Genomic DNA, 2,349 nt, shown 5'->3' on the forward strand with positions numbered 1-2,349 from the left:
TACGTCTTGCACTTAACAACTCCTGACGAGAGCTCACATAATCCAGATAACCGTACCTTCCACGCTGATATGCATCTTGAGTTTCAATCAGTGCTTGCTCTAAAGAAGGGATGATGGTGGAACGCAATGAGTTAACGACTAAAATAGCTTGTTTTCTATTGTAAAAAGCTCGAAATAACTGATTATGCATATCCAATAACATGACATCACGTTTTACGAATACTTGATTTTTTTCTGCAATGGCTGTTGAAATAGCACCTTGATTCCTAGAGCCAGAAAATAAAGGCATACTGAAGCCAGCTACGAGTGCTGTATCGTTTGTATCTTGAGCTCGACGAACCCCCACAGACCAACTAATGTCAGATTTTGACTGTGTTTTAGCAACACGTATTTCAGCATCTTTTAAACGAGCTTCTGATGCAAAAATCTCTATTGCAGGGTTAAGTTTGACTCTTTCAAACAATTGTTCAAATGAGATATCTTCCCCAAACTGAAATAAATTCCCCTCAACATTCTCAAAGTCAGGTGAGGATGATCCCCACAAACTCGATAACGAAACTTTTAAGTAAGATAAGCGTTGCTGTTCGGCAAATAATGATAGCCTGGCTTGCTCTAAGGCTGCTAATGCTCGTTTAACTTCTGCATCGGGTGTAGCACCTGCAGCAGCGCGTTTTTTTACAATATCCAAAGTATCAATGCTTAGTTGAGTAGCCTCCTGTGCAAGAACAACTTGTTCTTGTGCAGCAAGTACATCAACATAACGACGAGTAACATCACCAAGTAAAGCCAGTGACTCAACCTGCCTGCTTGCTTCTAATAATGACAATTCAGAAGATACAGTCCCAATTCTAGCTAAACGCTTGTTATCCATTTCAAAAACTGAGGATAAAGCTATAGTGAACTCAGCTCCACTAATACCGTTGTAATTTCCAGTTCCTCCAACATTTTCAGTATCAAAACCTAATTCATAAGCAGGTGATAATTTAGCAGTTTCCATTTGACCATTCAGAGCATCAATTCGATACGGAAAAAATTTAAGAGAAGGATTTTGTGATAGTGAACGCTGCATTGCAGTTGGCAGCGATATAGCTTGATCTGCCGATGATGCTCTTGCTGCGCTGATTGTAAAGGAGAATGCCACAAGGAAAACACACGAAATAATCCGTATATTATAAATACGACTCGAGAGCTCCAAAACTAGTTTTGGAGGACGATTTAACATTAACATATTGTAATACCTAATTATTTAAGATATAAAAATGCGCAAACTCTATCATTTGCAAAAATTGACTTAGAATAAAAATTAGGCGATCGGAGGACGAATTGAAGCTGAAAAAGGAGTTTCTGGAATAGAAAATAAATATGAGTTGTATGGAGCGTATTTTGTGAGGATATCAGTTTCAGCCTCATAGACACTTAACAAATAGATATGGCAATGACTACTGTGGTGGTGGCAGTGAAACATTTCATTTGAAGAAGGAATATCAGTCGTAGATACATCATGAACTGGAGGTGTTTTGATAACTGATACATTATTATCGATTGGTGTACTTGATAAAATCTCAGCATAAGCTTTTAGCGGGTGAGCATCGACAATATTTGTCATAGGTTGAAACACAACCCATACAAAAATTAAAATTGTCGATACTAATTTAATCATGCTAACCCCAATTTAGATACATTTTGATTTTAACATTCCCCATAAAAAAATCAATGCATATTTAACTCTGTTCAAGACTGATGGCGGTGTTTTACCCGCTGAATATTAAACCTGTTATTTAAGAATGTACAAGAGCCTATAAAATTTTAAAGTTAAAATTAAAGTTAAATACTCGCGAATGACGAGGTGAACTCAAGTACAATTCGATAGCAACGCTTCACAGTGGTAGTCATCGATGACATTAAAATCTGCCTGAAAACAAGTTATCGCTAATAAAATGCATTGACTAGGATTCATTAGTTTTGCTGGAACGGTATATGTACAGGCTCTGTACAAAGTTTTAAGTAAATGCAGCATTTTTAACAAAAATACTCACATACAAGCTCTTAACGTATCATCATTCCGTTTCAAAAACTTGATTTTGTTACTTTATCAAAATAAATACTGTCCATTAATCTGAGCTGAAGTAAGTGCAACAGTTTCTCTTATAGAGATTTCTGGTATATCGAGCTTGAGTAAGCCAACTTAATCACATCATACCGGATTGCAGCTAACGATCATCATCATTAGCTAGCTCATTATTGAAGAATATTACAGTGACTGGAACAAATTTTTATTATTACTTTATTCACGTAAGTTAACTTAAACACGAAGCAATCTTTTAGCAGTGAAGGACTACAGATTACACA

Annotated in this window: 2 protein-coding genes; both read right to left on the minus strand. The window is 36.3% G+C overall.

Annotated elements, in window-relative coordinates:
* Positions 1 to 1,228: TolC family protein (locus CXF78_RS20585; RefSeq protein ID WP_102037806.1), on the minus strand; the 1,228-nt coding region annotated here is incomplete at its 3' end.
* Between the two features lie 75 nt (positions 1,229 to 1,303).
* Complete coding sequence (locus CXF78_RS20590; protein ID WP_011638883.1) at positions 1,304 to 1,660, minus strand: hypothetical protein; 357 nt, start codon at positions 1,658 to 1,660, stop codon at positions 1,304 to 1,306.
* Positions 1,661 to 2,349: the final 689 nt, after the last annotated feature.

Origin of the sequence: Shewanella sp. 11B5, assembly GCF_002836795.1 — a bacterium.
GTDB lineage: Bacteria > Pseudomonadota > Gammaproteobacteria > Enterobacterales > Shewanellaceae > Shewanella > Shewanella frigidimarina.